Source organism: Streptomyces sp. A1277 (assembly GCF_004795015.1).
In the GTDB taxonomy this organism is placed as follows: Bacteria; Actinomycetota; Actinomycetes; order Streptomycetales; family Streptomycetaceae; genus Streptomyces.
The window spans coordinates 90,526-106,915 of the sequence record NZ_SSBI01000011.1; the positions used below are offsets into that span (position 1 = coordinate 90,526).

The 16,390-nt window shown below is 74.1% G+C and carries 11 protein-coding genes; 6 read left to right on the top strand and 5 right to left on the bottom strand.

The features are described 5' to 3' along the window. Window positions 1–41: 41 nt before the first annotated feature. From E6R18_RS10075 to mce, 3 genes are all read right to left on the bottom strand, one after another. Window positions 42–980, bottom strand: coding sequence for a cellulose-binding protein (locus E6R18_RS10075; protein WP_136316518.1), 939 nt, complete (start codon window positions 978–980; stop codon window positions 42–44). A gap of 185 nt (window positions 981–1,165) precedes the next feature. Continuing rightward, complete coding sequence (gene scy, locus E6R18_RS10080; protein WP_136316519.1) at window positions 1,166–4,963, bottom strand: polarized growth protein Scy; 3,798 nt, start codon at window positions 4,961–4,963, stop codon at window positions 1,166–1,168. Window positions 4,964–5,204: 241 nt separating this feature from the next. Beyond that, window positions 5,205–5,633, bottom strand: coding sequence for a methylmalonyl-CoA epimerase (gene mce, locus E6R18_RS10085; RefSeq protein ID WP_136316520.1), 429 nt, complete (start codon window positions 5,631–5,633; stop codon window positions 5,205–5,207). Window positions 5,634–5,767: 134 nt separating this feature from the next. Between mce and E6R18_RS10090 the strand changes: the two genes are divergently transcribed. The 4 genes from E6R18_RS10090 to E6R18_RS10105 all read left to right on the top strand — a co-directional run bounded on the left by E6R18_RS10090 (window position 5,768) and on the right by E6R18_RS10105 (window position 13,042). After that, window positions 5,768–6,970 carry an acetyl-CoA C-acetyltransferase gene (locus E6R18_RS10090; RefSeq protein WP_136316521.1) on the top strand — a complete coding sequence of 401 codons (1,203 nt, stop codon included), beginning with the start codon at window positions 5,768–5,770 and terminating at the stop codon, window positions 6,968–6,970. 43 nt (window positions 6,971–7,013) lie between these two features. Continuing rightward, window positions 7,014–7,973 carry a methylmalonyl Co-A mutase-associated GTPase MeaB gene (gene meaB / locus E6R18_RS10095; protein ID WP_136316522.1) on the top strand — a complete coding sequence of 320 codons (960 nt, stop codon included), beginning with the start codon at window positions 7,014–7,016 and terminating at the stop codon, window positions 7,971–7,973. Between the two features lie 286 nt (window positions 7,974–8,259). Then, on the top strand, window positions 8,260–10,737 hold the full coding sequence (locus E6R18_RS10100; RefSeq protein ID WP_136316523.1) for a PQQ-binding-like beta-propeller repeat protein: 2,478 nt from the start codon (window positions 8,260–8,262) through the stop codon (window positions 10,735–10,737). A 28-nt stretch (window positions 10,738–10,765) separates the two neighbouring features. Then, window positions 10,766–13,042, top strand: a complete 2,277-nt coding sequence (locus E6R18_RS10105; protein WP_136316524.1) for a serine/threonine-protein kinase — start codon at window positions 10,766–10,768, stop codon at window positions 13,040–13,042. A 21-nt stretch (window positions 13,043–13,063) separates the two neighbouring features. Here the strand turns inward: E6R18_RS10105 and E6R18_RS10110 are convergent, their stop codons facing one another. Then, the gene (locus E6R18_RS10110; protein WP_136316525.1) at window positions 13,064–13,654 is read right to left on the bottom strand and encodes a PepSY domain-containing protein; all 591 of its coding nucleotides are present in this window, start codon (window positions 13,652–13,654) and stop codon (window positions 13,064–13,066) included. A 151-nt stretch (window positions 13,655–13,805) separates the two neighbouring features. Between E6R18_RS10110 and E6R18_RS10115 the strand changes: the two genes are divergently transcribed. After that, entirely contained in the window at window positions 13,806–14,465 is a 660-nt protein-coding gene (locus E6R18_RS10115) for a response regulator transcription factor (protein ID WP_136316526.1), read from the top strand. Continuing rightward, on the top strand, window positions 14,462–15,895 hold the full coding sequence (locus E6R18_RS10120) for a HAMP domain-containing sensor histidine kinase (RefSeq protein WP_136316527.1): 1,434 nt from the start codon (window positions 14,462–14,464) through the stop codon (window positions 15,893–15,895). Before E6R18_RS10115 ends, E6R18_RS10120 begins: the two co-directional genes overlap by 4 nt. On the opposite strand, the gene E6R18_RS10125 is transcribed toward E6R18_RS10120, so the two are convergent. Then, window positions 15,892–16,362: a MarR family transcriptional regulator gene (locus E6R18_RS10125; protein WP_136316528.1), complete on the bottom strand. Its 471-nt coding sequence runs from the start codon at window positions 16,360–16,362 to the stop codon at window positions 15,892–15,894. The genes E6R18_RS10120 and E6R18_RS10125 overlap by 4 nt on opposite strands. Window positions 16,363–16,390: the final 28 nt, after the last annotated feature.

Sequence of the window (16,390 nt, forward strand, 5' to 3'; positions counted from 1 at the left end):
ACCGGGCACACGGGAATCGGTGCGGGGACTGCTCGCCGGCGTCAGCGGGTCTGCTGGGCCGGAACGCCGCGGGAGGCGGGCTCCTCGTCGGCGGGGGTGCCGGCGGCCGCCACGGCGGCACCGGTCAGCGTTGCCAGCATCTCGCGGACGTTGGTCAGCTGCGCGTTGATCGAGTCGCGGCGGTTGGTGAGGGCCGCGAGCTCGCGCTCCGACTCGCTGCGGATGCGGTCGGCCTTCGCGTTCGCGTCCGCCACGATGTCCTCGGACTGGCGCTGCGCGGTCTCCACCGTCTGACGGGCCCGGCGCTCGGCGTCCGTGCGGAGCTTCTCGGCCTCCAGGCGGAGCTGCTCGGCGCGGTGCTCGATCTCGGCCAGACGCTTCTCGGCCTTGGCCTGACGGGACGCGAGGTCGCGCTCCGACTGGTCGCGGCGCTTGGCGAGGTTCGTCTCGAAGTCCGCGGCGGCCTGGGCGGCCTTGGCACGGGTCTCCTCGAAGAGGGCGTCGGCCTCCTCCCGCTTCTGCGCCGCGTCCTTCTGTGCGTCGGTGCGCAGCGCGGTGGCCTCACCCTTGGCCTTGTCGACGATGCGGACGCCGTCGTCCTCGGCCTTGGCCTTGCGCTCGGCGGCGAAGGTCTCTGCGTCGTTGCGCACCTGCTGGGCGGCGGACTCGGCGAGCTCGCGGTGCTGCTCGGCGGCGCGACGGGCCTCCTCGCGCAAATCCTTCGCCTCCTCCTCGGCGAGGCGGAGGATCTTCTCCACGCGCGCGCCGAGACCCGCGTACGACGGCTCCGCGTCGGTCACCTGGGCCTGGGCGTTCTGCGTTTCGAGGTGAAGCTCCTCGATGCGCTTTTCCAGCGATGTGATGCGTCCGAGAGCACTATCACGGTCGGCGACGAGCTTAATAATGCGGTCATCCACCTGACCGCGGTCGTAACCACGCCGCACGAGTTCGAAGCCGAAGGGGGAGGAAGGGTCACTCATGGGGTTCCTGTCGAAGTGAGACCGGTGAGGTGATAGAGGGAATCCTAGGGGCCGGGACGGCGTGTCATCGAGCAGATGCCCGTTTGATCTGGAGAATGACACCCCTTTTGAGTGGCTGACCCCCGTAACCCTTGCCACTCGGAGGGCTGAAGGTCCATGCGGAACCACGGCCGACGGCCCGCTGACTACCCATCGGACTGCTTGCCACCCGATCGAGTGCCCGCCGCGGCCCCCGCCTTGACGCCACCGGGCGGTGCGGCGCCCGCACCCTTGCCGCCCGCCGCCGGGGTCTCGAAGGACTCCAACGCCTCCAGCACGTCCTGGACACGGGAGATCTCGGTGTTGATGTCCGCGCGCCGGCGCACCAGCACATCGAGCTCGCGCCGGCCCTCGTCCACCGTCCGCTTGGCCTCCGCCTCGGCGTCCGCCCGCAGCTTCTCGGCCTCGCGCACCAGGCTGGCCTTCTTCTGCTCGGCCTCCTTCAGCAGCGACTCGGCCCGCTTCACGGCGGCGATCCGGACCTTGCTCGCCTCCGCGTTCGCGTCCGCCAGCAGCTCCTTGGCCTTGGCCGCGGCCTCCTCGCGCTGCTCGGTCGCCGCCTTCATCAGGTTGTCGACGCGCTCGCCGGCCGTCTTCATCTGCTCGGACGTCTCGCGCCGTGCCCGGTCGTGCAGCTCCGTGATCTCGCTCTCCAGACGGGCCCTCAGCTCCTCGGCCCGCTCCCGGATCTGGGTCGCGTCCCGGCGCGCGCCGACCAGCAGCTCGTCCGCGTCCGCCCGGGCCCGCTCCACGAGCCCATTGCCCTCGACGGTCGCCTCGGAAGTGATCCGCACGGCCTCCTTGCGCGCCGCGCCGACCATCGTGTCGGCCTGCTCCTCGGCCTCCGTGGCGGCGCGCAGCGCCTCCTCCTGGGCCTTGTTGACGAGCTGGTCCGCCTGCTCGGCCGCGTCGGCCCGGCGCTTGGACGCCGCCTCGCGCGCCTCGTCCAGCAGCCGGTCCGCCTCCTGGCGCGCCTCGGCCCGCATCTGCTCGGCCGCCGCCTCCGCTTCGGTGCGCAGCCGCTCCGACTCCTCGCGGGTGCGCGCCGCGTGCTCCTGCGCCGAACCCACGGCGGCCGCCGCCTCCGCGCGCATCCGCTCCGCGTCGCCCGCCGCCTCGTCGCCGACCCGGGCCGCCTGCCGCTCCGCCTCGGTGCGCAGCCGCTCCGCCTCCGCGGTCGCCTCGGTCACCAGCAGGTCGGCCCGGGCCGCGGCCTCGGTCCGCATCCGGTTGGCGTCCTCGCGGGCCTCCGCCCGGCTGCGCGCCGCGTCCTGCTCGGCGGACGCGAGCGCGTCGGACGCCTCCGTACGCATCCGCTGGCTGTACTCGGCGGTGTCGGCGCGCAGCCGTTCGGACTCCGCGATCGCCTCGGAGACCGTACGCTCGGCCATCGCCTTCGCGGCGTCCGTCTCCTCCCGCGCCACCTCGCGGATACGGGAGGCGTCCTCGCTCGCCCGCTCCCGCTCCGCGTGCGCGTCGGCCCGGAGCCGGTCGGCCTCCTCCTGCGCCTCGCTCTTCGTCCGCTCCGCGACGTGCTCCGCGGTGGACCGCAGCCCGGCGATCTCCGCCTCGGCCTGCTCCTGGAGCCCGCTGACCGCGTCCCGCACCTGCTGGGCGGTCTGCTCGGCCGCCGCGACCAGCTCGGCCGCCCGGGTCTCCGCCTCGCCGGTCAGGCGCTGCGCCTCGGCCTGCGCCTCCTCGACCCGCTTGCGCGCCGAGGCGAGCAGCTCCTCGCTCTGCTCGCGGGCCCGCTCGCGCTCCTGGTTCGCCTCGGTGCGGGCCGCGTCGAGGGTCTCCTCCGCCTCGCGCCGGCGCCGGTTGGCCTCCTCCTGGGCGGCGGCCAGCGCCTCGGCGGCCTCCGTACCGACCCGCTCGGCGGCGGCCGCGGCCTCCGACCGCACCCGGTCGGCGGTCTCCTGCGCCTCGGTCTTCAGCCGCTCCGCCTCGGCGGCGGCCTCGCTGCGCAGCCGTACGGCGACCGACTCGGCCTCCGCACGGGACTGCGAGGCGTCCGCCGCGGCCTCGTCGCGCAGCCGCTGGGCCTCGGCCTCGGCCTGCTCCTGGAGGGTGCGCAGCCGTTCCGCGGCCTCCGCGCGCAGCCGCTCGGACTCCTCGTTGGTCTCGCGCCGGATGCGGTCCGCCTCGGCACGCGCCTCGCCGAGCGCCTGCTCGGCGGCGGCGACCCGGGTCTCGGCCTCGGTGCGCAGCCGGGTCAGCTCCTCGGCCGCCTCCGCCTGCCGGGCGGCGACCGCGCGCTCGGTCTCCTCGCGCAGCTCGGACGCCGCCTGCTCGGCCGCGTCCGCCGTCGACTGCGCCTGCTCCTCGGACTCCGTACGCAGCTGCTCGGCCTCGGCACGGGCCCGGTCCAGGGCCTCCTCGGCCTGCTTGCGCAGGGCGGCCGCGCGCTCGGCGGCCTCACCGCGGACCCGCTCGCTCTCGGTGGTCGCGGCGCCGCGCAGCTCCTCCGCGTCGGCCTTCGCCTTCGCCAGCAGCTCCTCGGCGGTCTTCGCGCCCTCCTCGATCTGCTGAAGGGCCTCGCGGCGGGCCTCGCCCCGAATCCGCTCGCCCTCCGCGACCGCCTCGGCCCGCAGCTGCTCGGCCTCGCCGCGCAGCCGGCGCGCCTCCTCCTGGAGCTCGACCGTCTTGGCCCGGTACTCCTTGGTGTCGTCCTTGGCCGCGCCCTTGAGCTGGTCGGCCTGCTCGGCGGCCTCGCCGCGCAGCCGGTCCGCCTCGGCCTCCGCCTCGCGGCGGATGCGCTCGGCCTCCTCGCCCGCGGCCCGGGTGGTCGACTGCGCGTCCTCGGACGCCTTGGTCAGCACCTCCTCGGCGGACCTGGCCGCCTTGGCGAGCTGGGCCGCGGCGTCCTCGGCGGCGGCGGTGCGGGCGGCCTCGGCCGCCTCGGCGCGCAGCCGCTCGGCCTCGGCGCGGGCGTCCGCGAGGGCCTGCTCGGCCTCCGCCTTGAGGGTTTCCGCCTCCTTGGTGGCCTCGCCGACCAGCCGGGCGATCTCCGTCTTCGCGGTACGGGTGCGCTGCTCGTTCTGCGACTCGGCGCCTGCCAGCCGCTTGACCGCGGCCTCCTTGGCCTCGGCGAGGACCTTCTCGGCCTCCAGCCTGGCTTCGCGCAGCTGGGTCCCGGCCTCCTGCATGCGCTGCTCGGCGGCCCGGTTCAGCTCGGCGGTCTGCTGCCGCGTCTGCTCGGTCTCGGCGGTCGTCGTCAGCCGCAGCTGCTCGGCGTGGCTGGTCGCCTCCTGGGCCTGGCCGGCCGCCACGCTGAGCATCCGCTCGGCGTCCTTGCGGGCCCGCAGCAGGATCGACTCCGCCTCGGCGCGGGCGGATTCGGCCTCCGCGCCGACGCGCTGACGCGTCTCATCGGACAGCCGGGCGGCCTCGGCCCGGGCGGCGGACAGCGCCTGCTCGGCCTCGGCCCGGGACTCCTCCATCAGGCGGCGGGCCTGCGACTCGGTCCTGGCCCGCAGCTGCTCGGCCCACGCCACGTTCTCGTTGACGTGGGACTCGACGGTCTGGCGGCGCTCGGCCAGCTCCCGGTCCAGCTGCTGGCGCCGCTGCACCGCCTCGTTGTGCAGCTCGGCCTGGAGCCGGGCCTGGTGCTCCGCGTGCTCCTGGAGGATGCGCTGCGTCTGCGCGCGGGCGTCGCGCAGCTCGCGCTCGGCGTCGGTGCGCAGCTGCTCGGCCTGGATCTGGGCGTTGCGGAGCATCTGCTCCGCCTGGTAGCCGATGTCCGCGCTGTCGTAGGCGGGACGGGTCGCCAGACTGCGCCGCGCCTCGTGCAGCTTGGCGCGCAAGACCTCGACCTGGTAGCCGAGGTCCTCGGCGTGCTGGACGGCCTTCTCCCGGTCGGTCTTCAGCCGCTCCATCTCGGCTTCGAACCGCGAGAGATGGTCGTCTTCAGCCCGGTGGCTCTCCTGGCGTTCGTAGCCCCGCACTGCGCGGTCCCATCCTTCCCCGAGCTCTCAACTCTTTCCCCAGGCTCTCAACTTCGTTCGAGCAGGGGATGCTACTGAGCAGGGGAGACCCCAACCCTGGTCGCACACTCCGAACGAGTACCGTCCGCCGGTGAACGGCCCCCCGGGGAATGGTGACAGATCAACGGCTGAGGACGCGGCGCGGCCCCGACCCGGCCCCGGCCCGGAACAGCCCACTCTACCGGGCCGGGTATCCCTCGGGTCAGTGCTCCGTCTTCGCCGTGACCAGTTCGGTGAGGACCCCGTGGCAGTCCTTGGGGTGCAGGAAGGTGATCCGGGACCCCATCGACCCCGTCCTGGGCTCGTCGTACAGCACCCTGACGCCCTTCTCGCGGATGTCCGCGGAGTCCGCGTCCACGTCCGCCGTACCGAAGGCGATGTGGTGGACGCCCTCCCCGTTCTTGGCCAGCCATTTGCCCACGGCGGAGTCCTCGCGGGTCGGTTCGAGGAGCTGGAGGTAGGAGGCGCCGCCGTCGGACGTATCGTTGATCTTGAGCATGGCCTCCCGCACGCCCTGCTCCTCGTTGATCTCCGAGTGGAAGACCTCGAACCCGTAGGTCGAGCGGTAGAACTCGACGGTCTTGTCGAGGTCGAAACAGGCGATCCCGATGTGGTCGATTCGCGTCAGCATGGCACCAGTGCAGCGCGCGGCGGGTGGTTACGCAACGTGCGCGCGATCACACTCGTGGCCGGATGACGGGGGCGGTACCGCTCAGTACATTCATGTAAACCCTCGTTCACTCCTATTCCAAGGGGCTGTGCCTCATGTCAGGAACGACCGGCACCACTTCCGTGATCGTCGCGGGCGCCCGGACGCCCATGGGCCGGCTCCTCGGCTCCCTCAAGAGCTTCTCCGCGGCCGACCTCGGCGGCTTCGCCATCAAGGCGGCGCTGGACCGGGCCGGCATCGGAGGCGACCAGGTCGACTACGTGATCATGGGCCAGGTGCTCCAGGCCGGCGCCGGCCAGATCCCGGCCCGCCAGGCCGCGGTCAAGGCCGGCATCCCGATGAACGTCCCCGCGCTCACCGTCAACAAGGTGTGCCTCTCCGGGCTCGACGCCATCGCCCTGGCCGACCAGCTGATCCGCGCCGGCGAGTTCGACGTCGTCGTGGCCGGCGGCCAGGAGTCCATGACGAACGCCCCGCACCTGCTCCCGAAGTCCCGCGAGGGCCACAAGTACGGCGCGATCGAGATGCTCGACTCCATGGCGTACGACGGTCTGACCGACGCCTACGAGAACATCCCGATGGGCGAGTCCACCGAGAAGCACAACACCCGCCTCGGCCTGGACCGCGCCGCCCAGGACGAGATCGGCGCCCTCTCCCACCAGCGCGCGGCCGCGGCCCAGAAGAACGGCCTGTTCGAGGCCGAGATCACCCCGGTCGAGATCCCGCAGCGCAAGGGCGACCCGGTCCTCTTCTCCAAGGACGAGGGCATCCGCCCCGAGACGACCGTCGAGTCCCTCGGCAAGCTGCGCCCGGCCTTCGCCAAGGACGGCACGATCACGGCGGGCACCTCCTCGCAGATCTCCGACGGCGCCGCCGCGGTCGTCGTCATGAGCAAGGCCAAGGCCCAGGAGCTGGGCCTGGAGTGGATCGCCGAGATCGGCGCCCACGGCAACGTGGCGGGCCCGGACAACTCGCTGCAGTCGCAGCCGTCGGGCGCGATCCGGCACGCGGTGCGGAAGGAGGGCATCGGCGTCGAGGACCTCGACCTCATCGAGATCAACGAGGCGTTCGCGGCCGTCGCCGTCCAGTCCATGAAGGACCTCGGCGTCACCTCGGAGAAGGTCAACGTCAACGGCGGCGCCATCGCGCTCGGCCACCCCATCGGGATGTCCGGCGCCCGCGTGGTCCTGCACCTGGCGCTGGAGCTGAAGCGGCGCGGCGGCGGCACCGGCGCGGCGGCCCTGTGCGGCGGCGGCGGCCAGGGCGACGCCCTGATCCTGCGCGTTCCGGGCAAGTAGTACGCGGTACACGGACGACACGCAGCGAGGAAACGGAGCGGTGATGGTGGATGTCCCCACCCTGGTGGAGCAGGCGCGTGCGGGCAGGCCGCGGGCCGTGGCGCGGCTCGTCTCGCTGGTGGAGGGGGCCTCGCCGCAGCTGCGCGAGGTGATGGCGGCCCTGGCACCGCTGGCGGGCAACGCCTACGTCGTCGGCCTGACCGGTTCGCCGGGCGTCGGCAAGTCGACGTCGACGTCGGCGCTCGTCTCCGCCTACCGGCGGCAGGGCAAGCGGGTCGCCGTCCTCGCCGTCGACCCGTCCTCGCCGTTCTCCGGCGGCGCGCTGCTCGGCGACCGGGTGCGGATGTCGGACCACGCGTCCGACCCGGGCGTCTACATCCGCTCCATGGCGACCCGCGGCCACCTCGGCGGCCTCGCCTGGGCGGCGCCGCAGGCGATCCGGGTGCTGGACGCGGCGGGCTTCGACGTGGTCCTGGTGGAGACCGTGGGCGTCGGCCAGTCCGAGGTGGAGATCGCCTCCCAGGCCGACACCTCGGTCGTCCTGCTCGCCCCCGGCATGGGCGACGGCATCCAGGCGGCCAAGGCCGGAATCCTGGAGATCGGCGACGTGTACGTGGTGAACAAGGCCGACCGGGACGGGGCGGACGCCACCGCCCGCGAGCTCAACCACATGCTGGGTCTCGGGGAGTCCCGGGGCCCCGGCGACTGGCGGCCGCCGATCGTGAAGACGGTCGCCGCCCGGGGCGAGGGCGTCGACGAGGTGGTCGAGGCCCTGGAGAAGCACCGGGCGTGGATGGAGGAGCGCGGGGTCCTGGGCGAGCGGCGCGCGGCCCGCGCCGCCCGCGAGGTCGAGACGATCACGGTCACCCGGCTCCGCGAGCGCATCGGCAGCCTGCACGGCGACCGCCGCCTCGGCGCGCTGGCCGAGCGCATCGTCGCCGGCCGGCTCGACCCGTACGCGGCGGCCGACGAGCTGGTGGCGGAGCTGACCGGCGAGAGCTGACGGGTCCTCGGCGGGGCCCGGGGCCTTCTTCGGGCGCGGCGTGCGGGCCGCGCCCGAAGAAGGCCCTTTTGCGTTGTCGCGGCGTCAGCGGGCTGCGGCCGGAGGAAGCCCTTTTGTATTGACGCGGCGTCAGCGGGCTGCGGCCGGAGAGGGCCTGGCCCTTGCGTGCTGACGCAGCGTCAGTGCCCCGCGGAGACCGCGGTGTTCGCGTACGTACCCCCTTCCTTCCGGCCGTGGCAGGATGATCGGCGGTCACGTGTCATGAGCACCAGGGGGGAAGTGGCGCATGCTCGGTCCGCTCCGCGAGGACTCGCCCAGGACGATCGGCCCGTACACGATCCGGGCCCGGCTGGGCGCGGGCGGCATGGGCGAGGTCTTCCTCGGCGACCGCGGCGACGGCACCGGGCCCGCCGCCGTCAAGACCGTCCGCCGCGACGTGGCCCAGGACCCCGGCTTCCGCAGCCGCTTCCGCCGCGAGATCACCGTCGCCCGGTCCGTCACAGGGCCCCACCTCGCCCCGCTGCTCGACGGGGACGCCGACGCCGAGGTGCCCTGGCTGGCCACCGCGTACGTGGCGGGGCCGACGCTCTCCGCCGCCGTGCGCGGGGCGGGCGCGATGGGCGAGGCCGAGGTGCGGATGCTGGGCGCCGGGATCGCCCGCGCCCTGGCGGCCGTGCACGCGGCGGGGATCGTCCACCGCGACGTGAAGCCGGGCAACGTCATGCTCGCCGCAGACGGCCCCCGCCTCATCGACTTCGGCATCGCCCGGGACGCCGGCGCCACCCCGCTCACCACCACCAGCCGGATGGTCGGCAGCCCCGCCTTCATGTCCCCGGAACACGTGGCGGGCAGCGGACGCGTCGTGCCCGCGTCCGACGTCTTCTGCCTGGCCTCGGTGCTCTGCTTCGCCGCCACCGGGCGCGACCCGTTCGGCGACGGGCCCGTGGCCGCCGTCCTCTACCGCGTCAAGTACGTCGAGGCCGACCTCGCCGACGTGCCGGACGCCCTGCGCGCGGTCCTGGAGACCTGCCTGACCGCCGACCCGGCCGCCCGCCCCACCGCCGCCGACCTCGCCGAACGCCTCGCGCCCGGCGCCGCCGCCGACTGGCCCGCCCCGGTCGCCGGGCAGATCGCGGAGTACGGACGCGAACTGGCCCGGGCCGCCGCGCCGGCCGGGCCGCTGCTCCCCGGCTACACGCCCACCCAGGCGGTGACGGAGAGCCCGGCGGCGGCGCACCAACTGCCCACCCGGGGTACAGATTTCGCCCCGGGCATCCACATCGCCCCCACGCAGGGCCCCGGCCTCCCGGCACCCGCCGGCCGCCGCCCGAGGCGGGCCCTGGGCGCCGCCCTCGCCGCACTGATCGTGCTGGGCGCGGCCACCGGCGGATACCTGGCCTGGCGTGACCGAGGCAGCGGCCCCGCCGGGGCATCACCCGGGTCCGCCGCCACCATCGTGGCGGGCGTGGACGAGAACGGCGGCCCGGACGCGTCCGGCAGCGTCCCGTACGGGCGTGACGTGCGGCCCCAGGGGTGGACGAAGGCGTGGAAGGGGAAGTTCTCCGGCAGCCCAGTCGGCTGTTCCGCGGGGCGCGATGTGGTGGTGTGCCGGATGGTGGACGGGACGTACGAGGCGTTGTCCGCGGCCGACGGCCACCGGATGTGGACGCTGGACACCGGGCAGTCCTCCCGTTCGGCGGGCTGGGGGCCGCGCGGGCAGTTCTTCATGCCGGCGGGTGCCACGCGCCCCACCGTGTACGACGACATCGTCCTGCTGGCCGCGGGCTCCCGGCTCCAATCGGTGGATGCCCGGACGGGCAAGGTCCGCTGGGAGTCCAGGTCGGGAGGGGCACACGGTCTGGACAGCGCCCCGGTCGTTGCCGGCGGTCTGGTCTTCGCCGCCACCACGTCCGCGCCCGAAGGGGCGGAGCTCGCCGCGTACGACCTCGCGACGGGCGCCGAAAAATGGCGCGAACCGCTCGCACCAGAGGGCATATCCAATGCCCAGAAGGGCAATTTCTGGCCGGTCGCCACCGATGGCGAGGTGCTGTACGCGGTCGGTGCGGACGCGCCGAGGGCGTTCCGGCCGAAGGACGGCGAACTGCTGGGCACCGCTGGCGGGGAGGCCGTGCAGGGCGCCGGGTCTCCCACGAACTCGGGGTGCGGGCACCTTCGGCTGTGGGGGGCATCCGCGTTCTGCGCGGCGAGCGTCACCAACGACGACGATCCCTCGGGCTTCGGCGAGGACATGGTCCTGCTGAGGTTTGCGGCGGGGAGCCTCAAGGAGCAGGGCAGGGTGCCGTTGGAGTCCGGGCTGGCGGCCGGGGCCGCCCTGACCGCGCTCGACGACCGGGTGATCGTACTCCGCAGGGGCGACGGGTACGTGGAGAGCGTGCCCGACGAGATCGTCGTCGTGGGGCGGGGCAACGGCCAGGCCCTGAGCCGTTTCCCGCTCGACGGGGAGCAGGAGCCGGGGATGAGCAATCCGGTCTCGAACCCCCTGATCGTTGCCGACACGGTCGTCTGGGCGGACAGCACGACGCTGTACACGGTCCCGATCCACCCCGACGGAACCCTGGGGTCCCTGGTCCGGACCGAGCTTCCGGGCGCTCCGGGGCCGAGCGGGACGCCCACGTACGACTCCGTCACCAACGGCATCGATCTGGAAAGCGAACTGCTCGACCCCCAGGTGCTGCCGGTCGGCGGGGTCGTGCACGTCGTCTACGACGACGGCACCACGGTCTCCGTGCCGCTGCCCCAGTAACCCCCGCACGGACCGAGGAGTTCGCACAGTGATCGAGCCGCTGCCGGCCGGTAGGGCCCGGCTGATCGGACCCTACCAACTGCTCGGGCTGCTGGGCGCGGGCGGCATGGGTGAGGTGTACCTGGCCAGGCCCGCCGGAGGTACGGAGGTCACCGGCGAACTGGTCGCGCTCAAGACCATCCGGCCCGACCTGGATCTGGACGACGGCTTCCGGGTCCGCTTCCGTCGCGAGATCGCCGCCGCCGAGGCCGTGCGCAGCCCGCACACCGCCGCTCTCGTGGGCGGCGACGCGAACGGCCGGCTGCCGTGGCTGGCGACCGAGTACGTGCCGGGCCCCTCGCTCGCCGAGGCGGTGGCCCGTACCGGCCCGCTCCCCGAACCTGTGGTCCGGGCCGTGGGCGCCGGTCTCGCCCTGGCCCTCGCGGACATGCACGCCGTGCGCGTCCTGCACCGCGACCTCAAGCCGGGCAACGTGCTCCTGGGTCCGGACGGGCCCAAGGTCATCGACTTCGGGATCGCCCAGGGCTTCGACGCCACCCAGCTCACCCGTACCGGAGTCGTCGTCGGCAGCCCCGGCTACATCTCGCCCGAGCACGTCAACGGCTCGCGCTCCCTCGTGCCCGCGTCGGACGTGTTCTGCCTGGGCGCGGTGCTGGCGTTCGCGGCGACGGGCCGGGGGCCGTTCGACGACTCCGACATGGCCGCAGTCATCTACCGGATCTCCCGGGGCGAGGCCGAACTCTCCCGCGTACCGCCCGGCCTGCGCACCGTGATCGAGTCCTGCCTGCGCGGCGACCCCGGGGCCCGGCCCACGCCCCGGCAGCTGGCGGACCTGCTGCTGCCGGACCGCCCGACCCCCGGCGCCTTCCCCTGGACCGACGCGGTAAGCGGTCAGCTGGCCGCCCACGCGTCGGCGGCCGAGGCATGCGCCCGGGCGGCCGCACCGTCGGCGGCCGCCCCCGCGCTCCCGCCCTCTCCCCCGGCCTTTGCCCCTACGCCGGTCGTGCCCGTGGCCGTCCCGGGCGAGCGAGCCGGCAACAGGGGGCCGCGGATCGGGGTGGCGGTGGCGGCGGCGGTGGTGTGCGTCGTCCTGGGCGCGGTGCTGCTTCCGGACCTCTTCGCAGGGGACGGCGGGGAGGATGGCAAGGCGGGCGGTACGCAACCGACCGCTTCCGCATCCGACGCCGCACGCACGGAGTCCGGACCCGTCGTCTTTCCCGGCGCGGATCCGGGACGCACCGGGGACTTCGGGGCGGCGGCAGCGGACGTCTCCACGAAGCCGAAGGGCTGGAAGGCATGGAAGGCCGAGGTCGAGGACGGTCCGGTGGAGTGCGCGCTCGCGGGTACGTCCCTGGTGTGCGGCGGTCCGCGCCGTGTCACCGTGCTGGACGCGGCGAACGGTGAGCGGCGCTGGCGCACTCCGGAGGGCGAGGGCGCGACGGCCCCCGTGTCGGTGGGCGCCGTCCTCGGCACCACCGTCTACGCCTTCGAGGGCAACGCCCTGGTGGCGCGCGACCTGTCCGACGGCAAGGAGCAATGGCGCGAACGGCTTCCGGAAGGCTCCCGGTTGGCCGACTCCGTGCAGGTCGGCGACGTCCTCTACTACGCCGCGAAGCCGGCCGGTTCCGGCACCGGCCGGCTGATCGCCCAGCGACTGACCGGCAAGCGCGCGCAGGTTTGGGACATGGCGTGGCAGGAGCCGGCGGACGAGGCCGAACTGCTTTTCGCCGATGGCCGTCTCGTCGCGGTCGGCGAGGCCGTCACCGTCCTGAAGGCGGCGGACGGCTCACGGCAGCCGGGCGTCCCGGCGGGCGACCTCAACTGCCGCACACCGGTCCTCAAGGGAAGGCAACTGCTCTGTTCGGGCTCCGACGGCCTGACGATCGTGGACGTGGAAGCCCCGGACAAGCGCCGCACCGCCGCCCGCGGCGCGGACATCGCCTACCGTCCCGCGGTCTCGCGGGACGGCATTGTCGTGGCGAGCAGCAAGAACCAGGTGTCCGCGTTCGGCCTGGCCGACGGACAGCTGCGGTGGGTGACGTGTGACTGCGGCGACGGGCTGGAGACGGAGGGCGCGCCGTTCGTCGTCGGTGACAACGCCGTTGTCGTGGAGGGGCACGGGCCCGGCGCCATTCCCCTGGCCGCCGAGGGAGAACCCCGGCCCACGGGCTCCGGGTTGATCAAGAGCTGGCCCGGCAGGCCCGGAGACCCGCTCGACCCGGCATCCGTCTCGGTCATCGCCTCGGGCGACGCGCTGTTCATGAGCTTCGAGAACGGGACGGTCCTCTCTGCCTACGCCCCCTGACGCTCCGGCCCGGGCGAGAGCTCAGTCGTCGTCCCGGTCGTCCCCGTCGTCATGGCCGCCGTCCGGCCGGTCCGCCGTGACGCCTCCCGTCCTCGCGTCCACGACCAGCTCGCGCGCCGCCCCGTCCTTGCCGCGCACGTCCACCTCCCAGTGCGCCGCCCCGCCGCGCCTGCCCTCCAGCTCCACCGAGGTCACCGTGCCCTGGGCCGACTTCAGCGCCGCGGCCACCGCCTCGTCCAGCGTGACGGAGGTCTTCCCGGGCGCGCGCCGGTCGCCGTCGCCGTCGTGGTCGATGTGCTTGCCGAGCACCTTGCCGTTGCCCGCGTCCACCGTCACGTCGTGCCACGCCCGGTCGGAGCCGTACACATCCAGCTCCCAGACGAGCCCGCCGTCCTCGTCGTCGAGCTCGGCCTCGGTCACCGTGCCCGGGACGGCCCGCAGACCGGCGGCGACCGCTTCGCCCACCGCGACCCGGGCGGTGGCGCTGCTCGCGGTGCTGCCGCGGCCGGCGCCGTCGTGGCCGTCGTCGTCGGTGAGGGCGACCGCCGTGGCGGCTGTGCCGCCGGCGAGCACGGCCGCGGTGACGGCGGCGATGACGATCTTGCGCTTCATGAGGGTTCCTCCCGCATCGGATGTCGCTGGTCGGACGATGTCGCCGGCCGGATTCCTCCGGTGCGACGCAGTCCACACTGCCGGGGCGATGCTGAACGCAGCCTGAAGCCACCTGAAGCCGTCTTCAGCTTCGGTTTGCGACGCTGTGCACATGCGCCTGTTGATCGTGGAGGACGAGAAGCGGCTGGCGATCTCCCTGGCCCGGGGGCTCACCGCCGAGGGATTCGCCGTGGACGTCGTGCACGACGGGGCCGAGGGCCTGCACCGCGCCCTGGACGGTGCGTACGACCTCGTGGTCCTCGACATCATGCTGCCCGGGATGAACGGCTACCGGGTCTGCGCCGCCCTGCGCGCCGCCGGCCGCGAGGTGCCCGTCCTGATGCTGACCGCGAAGGACGGCGAGTACGACGAGGCGGAGGGCCTGGACACGGGCGCCGACGACTACCTGACCAAGCCGTTCAGCTACGTGGTGCTGGTCGCCCGGGTCCGCGCCCTGCTGCGCCGCCGGGGCGGCTCCGCCTCGCCGGTGCTCACCGTCGGCGCCCTGCGCATGGACACCGCCGCCCGCCGCGTGCACCTCGGCGACGCCGAGACCACCCTGACCGCCAAGGAGTTCGCCGTCCTCGAACAGCTCGCGCTGCGGGCCGGGCAGGTGGTGAGCAAGGCGGAGATCCTGGAGCACGTCTGGGACTTCGCCTACGACGGCGACCCCAACATCGTCGAGGTGTACGTGAGCACCCTGCGCCGCAAGCTCGGCGCCGCCGCCATCCGCACGGTGCGCGGCGCCGGTTACCGGCTGGAGGCGCTGTGAGATCCGTACGGGCCAGGGCCGCGCTCGGCGCCACCGTGGTCGTCGCCCTCGCGCTCGGCGTCGCCGGACTCGCCGTCCTGCTCGTCCTGCGCGCCAACCTCACCGACCAGGCGGGCCTCCAGGCCGAGGTCGCCGCCCGCGAGGTCGCCGGGCAGCTGGCCCTCGACGTGCCGTACGACGAGCTGGAGACGGGCGACGAGGAGGAGCACCCGGTCCAGGTGACCGACGAGGACGGGCGCGTGGTGGCCGTCTCCGAGGACCTGGAGGCGATCTCCGGCACCGGAACCGACCGGGTCACCCCACAGCGCCTGCCGGCCCCGTCTGCGGCCGGGGGCGACGAGGACGACGACCGCGACGACGAGGACGACGACCCGGGCCGGGGCGAAGTCTCCACGGACGAGCCCGGCTTCGGCAACGGCACCGCCACCGTGGACGGCGACCGCGCCGACTACCGGTTCGCCTCGGTCGAGGTGACGGACTCCGCCGGCCGCACCCTGACCGTCCACGCGGGCGCCCCGCTCGCCGCCGAGCAGCGCGCCGTGAACAGCGTGCGCGCCGCGATGCTGGCCGGGCTGCCCGTCGTGCTCCTCGTCGTCGCCGCGGTGACCTGGCTGGTGACCCGGCGGGCGCTGCGTCCGGTCGAGGGGATCCGCCGCGAGATGGCGGCGATCACCGCCTCCGAGGACCTGGGCAGACGCGTCCCGGAGCCGGACTCCCGTGACGAGGTCGCCCGCCTGGCCCGTACGACCAACGAGACGCTCACCGCGCTTGAGGCGTCCGTCGACCGGCAGCGGCGCTTCGTCGCGGACGCCTCGCACGAACTGCGCAGCCCGATCGCCTCGCTGCGCACCCAGCTGGAGGTGGCCGCCGCCCACCCCGGACTGCTGGACCTGCCGGGCGCGGTCGCCGACACCGTACGCCTCCAGGCGCTCGCCGCCGACCTGCTGCTGCTGGCCCGGCTCGACGCGGGGGAGGGGCCGGGCAGGACCCGGCTGGACCTCGGGGCGCTGATCCGCCAGGAGGTGTCCCAGCGCACCGGCGACCGCGTCCCCGTCACGGTGTCCGTGCCGGAGTCCGGCGGCCTGGAGGTGACGGGTTCGCGCGGGCAGCTGGCCCGGGTGGCCGGCAACCTCCTGGACAACGCCCAGCGCCACGCGGACCGTTCGGTGGGCGTCGCCGTGCGCCGGGAGCACGGCGGTGTGGCCGTCGCGGTCACCGACGACGGGCCGGGGGTGCCGGAGGCGGAGCGCGAGCGCGTCTTCGCGCGCTTCGTACGCCTCGACGACGCCCGCACCCGCGACGAGGGCGGCGCCGGCCTGGGCCTCGCCATCGCCCGCGACGTGGCCACCCGCCACCACGGCCGGCTGACCGTGACCGACGCCCCGGAGGGCGGCGCCCGCTTCGAACTGTGGCTGCCGGGTGCCGATTAGCCCCGCTGGGTCCGCAGGTGCTCGGCGACCGGGGCCAGGGCGGCGTGCAGTTCGGCCAGGGCCTCGGGGGTGAGCAGGTCCATGAAGTGCCTGCGGACCGAGGCGACGTGGTGGGGTGCCACCTTCCGCATCGTCTGCGCGCCCTCCTCGGTGAGGACCGCGTACAGGCCGCGGCGGTCCGACTCGCAGTTCTCCCGGCGGACCAGGCCCGCGCTCTCCATGCGGGTGATCTGGTGCGAGAGCCGGCTCTTGGACTGGAGGGTGGCGCCCGCGAGGTCGCTCATCCGCATCCGCCGGTCCTCCGACTCCGAGAGGTTCACGAGGATCTCGTAGTCGTTGTTGGTCAGGCCGAACGGCTGGAGGTCCTTCTCCAGCTGGTGCATCAGCAGCCTGCTGACGTCCAGGTGGGTGCGCCAGGCGCACTGCTCGGCGTCGCTCAGCCAGCGGGTGGCCGTCTCGGTCTCCATGTATGGATTCTACCTAAGAAGTTGAAAG

Excerpts from the sequence above, each read along its gene's own strand:
- E6R18_RS10100 (WP_136316523.1), top strand. The coding sequence starts at position 8,260 with ATGCTCGGTCCGCTCCGCGAGGACTCGCCCAGGACGATCGGCCCGTAC.
- E6R18_RS10115 (WP_136316526.1), top strand. The coding sequence starts at position 13,806 with ATGCGCCTGTTGATCGTGGAGGACGAGAAGCGGCTGGCGATCTCCCTG.
- E6R18_RS10090 (WP_136316521.1), top strand. The coding sequence starts at position 5,768 with ATGTCAGGAACGACCGGCACCACTTCCGTGATCGTCGCGGGCGCCCGG.
- meaB (WP_136316522.1), top strand. The coding sequence starts at position 7,014 with ATGGTGGATGTCCCCACCCTGGTGGAGCAGGCGCGTGCGGGCAGGCCG.
- E6R18_RS10110 (WP_136316525.1), bottom strand. The coding sequence starts at position 13,654 with ATGAAGCGCAAGATCGTCATCGCCGCCGTCACCGCGGCCGTGCTCGCC.
- E6R18_RS10125 (WP_136316528.1), bottom strand. The coding sequence starts at position 16,362 with ATGGAGACCGAGACGGCCACCCGCTGGCTGAGCGACGCCGAGCAGTGC.
- mce (WP_136316520.1), bottom strand. The coding sequence starts at position 5,633 with ATGCTGACGCGAATCGACCACATCGGGATCGCCTGTTTCGACCTCGAC.
- E6R18_RS10075 (WP_136316518.1), bottom strand. The coding sequence starts at position 980 with ATGAGTGACCCTTCCTCCCCCTTCGGCTTCGAACTCGTGCGGCGTGGT.